Annotated in this window: 1 protein-coding gene; it reads right to left on the bottom strand. The window is 72.0% G+C overall.

Annotated features, from left to right (window positions below):
• Positions 1–3,037, bottom strand: a 3,037-nt coding sequence (locus ABTY15_RS39485) for a ricin-type beta-trefoil lectin domain protein (protein ID WP_350607555.1), incomplete at both ends; no start/stop codon positions are given.

Here is a 3,037-nt window from a genome sequence, read left to right as displayed (position 1 = left end):
GGATGATGCCGTGGTCGGTGTTCTTGGTCAGCTGGCCGGAGAGGACGTAGTCGCCCTCCTCGGGGACGCTGACCCGCATGCTGTCGAACGCGCCGGCGGCGGTGCCGCGGATGGCCAGGTGGGCGCCGCCGGACCAGGTCAGGCCGCAGCAGTTGTTGTCGACCTGCACCTTGGTGTTGGTGCCGAGCTGCGGGAGCTTCTCGGCCTCGGCGGTGACGGTGACCGGGGTGGTCTGGCCGTTGACCTGCTCGGCGAGCGAGGCGCGGTAGACCGGGCCGAGGGTGTCCAGCACGTCCACGCCGTCGGCCGTGTAGATGGTGCGGGAGTCCAGCAGCCGGGCGCGCGAGGCCGGGTCGGCGGGCAGGTTCAGCTCGTCGGCGAACTTGGCCGCGTCCGGGTGGGTGCCGAGCGCGATGGAGCGGTTGGTCGCCTCCAGGGCGCGCACGACGTGGCCGTAGCGGTCGTACTCCCTGGTGTCGATGTCACCGCCGGGGGTGACGGACGGGGTTGCGGTGTTGACCTCGTTGCCGGAGGCGTTGAGGTAGTGGACGGAGGCCGGCTTGTAGCCGTCCGGGCCCGGCTTGGCGGCCGAGGCGGTGTTGGTCGCCGGGTCGTCCTCCGCGTCGAACACCGCGGTGGCGTCGGTCGGCGCATCGGTCTGCGCCCACTTGGCCACGTCGGCGCCCGCCAGGTCGTACGGACCGCCGGCGCCGCGGGTCAGCGGCACGTCGTAGACGACGGTGCTGGCGGTCTCGCCGTTGACCTGGTCCTTGCTGCCCTGGACGAGCGCGGCGCGCCGCACCTTGAGCAGTCGGCCCGGGTCCTGGTCGGCGGCGGCCTTGCCGTAGTCGAAGCTCCACGGCAGCTGGCCGGGCGGCGTGGTCTGCGTGACGCGACCGGCGTCGTCGTAGCCGTACGTGGTCTTCAGCGGGGTGGCCAGACGCGGGTCCCAGGCCTGGGCCAGGCGGCCCTTGTCGTCGTACGCGTAGTGCGCGATCTCGACGGCCTCCTCCGCGGAGGTCGCCGGGTTCCACGACCAGAGCTTCACGCCGCGCACCCGGTCCAGGTAGTCACCCGGGGCCGCGGCCGTGGCGGTGGTGGCCTTGGCGTAGTCGTACTCGACGACCCGGCAGCCGCGCGGCAGCGGGGTGACGGTGCAGCCGTTGACGTCGTCGACACCCGGCTCGACGGCCGGGATGACGCGCTTGACCAGCGAGCGGCCGTCGGTGGTGTCGTACTGGTAGCGGGTGGTCGACGCGGCTTCCGGCCCCGTCTCGCTGACCACCTGGTAGATGTCCGAGCCGGCCTGGCGGGCGAAGACGGTCTTGGAGCCGTCCAGCTCGCTCAGCTCGTAGGTGGTGCCCGCGGTCTGGATGTCCCAGATCTGGTTGGGCCCGGCCCAGCAGCCCCAGATCGAGGCGCCCGTGTAGGCGTCGAGGCAACTGCCCGAGTGACGGTTCCTCACCGTGCCGTCGGTGCGCACCTCCCACTGCTGGTTGTCGCCGCCGTTGCAGCCCCACAGGGTCAGTGCGGTGCCGTTGGCGGTCTGGCCCCAGGGGTTGTCGAGGCAGTAGCCCAGCAGCCGCAGGGTCAGGTCGTCACCGCGGGTCCACTGCTGGTTCGTCGCGCCGGTGCACGTGGCAGGCTGCAGCCTCGCGCCGTTGCCGGCCGCGCCGTTCGGGACCTCCAGGCACTGGCCCGAGGCGGACAGGACGATCGCGCCGGACTTGGCCGGGACGGCCTTCAGCGTCATCGACTCGGAGCCCGGCTCCGGGTAGAAGGTGCCGTCGCTGCCCTTGGCGAAGGTCAGCGAAGTGTCGTTGTTCGCCTTGATCTCGACCAGGTCGGACTGCGGGAACGAGAGTGCGCGCAGGTCCGAACCGGCTCCGGCGTCGGGGCCGCCGGCCCACTGCGGGCCGAAGGGGGCGACGATCTCCTTCATGGAGAGGTCGTCGAAGTAGACCTCCTTGCCGGAGCCGCCGGCGTTGCCGTTGTAGAGGCGGAACCACGCCTCGGTGGCGTCGGCGGGCACCGTCATGTCCAGCGTCAGCTGCTGCCAGCCGTCGGTGAACGAGGCCTTCGGTGAGGCGGTCTCGCCGTAGCCGGCCGGGGTGCGGTAGACGCCGACCATGCGCAGGCCGCGGTTGGGCAGCGGGTTGTCCAGGCCGGTGGCGCCGGGGACGTAGATCCAGCCGGTCAGCCGGTACGTCTTGCCGGGCTGCATGCCCTGGCCGAGCGTGTACTCGGGGCCGAGCGCGGCGAAGGAGTCCCAGGTGCCGGAGCCGCCCGGGACGACCAGGAGCGAGTCGGTCGAGCTGTCGTGACCGCGGGCCGTGGAGCGGGACAGGGTCGCCTGGCCGGCGGTGAAGCCGGTCAGGTCGGTGCCGACCTGGCGCTGGTTGAGCGTCAGACGCTCGCCCTGCGGCTGCCAGCCACGCCCGAGGTCGCGGGAGGAGAAGGTGCGGCTGATCGAGGTGCCGAACTCGGCGGCGTCGGTCGCGTTGGTGGTGAAGTCACCGGTGAGCAGGTTGACCGCACCGGGGCCGATCTTCTCGGTGGCCGCGCCGTCGGCGTTGCGGTCGACCGTCATGGTGTTCCAGACGGTGGCGTAGCCGCTGCCGGAGCCGTCCTCGGGGAAGAGGAGGGCGCGGACCTGCACGACACCGCCGACCTGGCCGAGCGTGTCGAGGACGTTCCAGTTGGCGTTCGGGCCGAGGTCGGCCAGGCGCGGCTTGTCCTCGGTGACCGGGGTGTTGTCCGCCTTGGTCAGGTTGGCGCGCGGGACGTTGTACTCGGTGGCGCCCGGGCCGCGGCGGTACTGGTAGACGACCCGGGTGAACTGCGCCTGCGCGTCCACCGCGAGCTTCACGCGCTTCGCGGAGCGGGTGCCGTTGACCGGCGAGCTCATGCCGGCCTTGCCGACCTGGAAGACGAACTCGGTGGGCGGGGACAGGTTGCCCGCGCGGTCCTTGGACTGCACGCTGAGTACGCGCCGGCCCTCGGTGGTCGGGGTGATCGACGTGGTCAGGGCGCCGGT

Origin of the sequence: Kitasatospora sp. NPDC097643, assembly GCF_040302625.1 — a bacterium.
GTDB lineage: Bacteria > Actinomycetota > Actinomycetes > Streptomycetales > Streptomycetaceae > Kitasatospora.
The sequence above is the reverse complement of the archived record's forward strand: the minus strand, read 5'-3'. Positions and strand labels throughout refer to the sequence as shown.